At 46.6% G+C, this 307-nt stretch carries 1 protein-coding gene; it reads right to left on the reverse strand.

From position 1 onward, the window contains the following. The coding region (locus tag AC0QHF_RS10565; RefSeq protein ID WP_324704169.1) for a reverse transcriptase domain-containing protein at positions 1-307 on the reverse strand (307 nt) is incomplete at both ends.

Consider the following 307-nt stretch of genomic DNA (forward strand, 5'->3'; position numbering starts at 1 on the left):
GGTGTCCCGGCTTTCGTGTCGTCAAATACACCATTGTCAATAACCCCGGCTTTTAACCATTGTCTGATATTGCGCCTGATGGTCGTTGGACAATGAAGTTTGGATAGTAGGTAATCATGGTCAATCTGGTCGAAACATTTGGCTATATCAGCATCAAGGATGTAGTATTCCCCTTGATTAATTGCTGTGTGTATTCTGCCAATTGCGTCGAGGGTTGTGCGTCCGGGTCTAAACCCATAGCTTGTTCCCTCGAATTTAGGTTCCCAGTAGGGTTCCATTGCCATCTTGACCAAGGCTTGCTTGGCTC

It is taken from the genome of Lyngbya sp. CCY1209 (assembly GCF_055795065.1).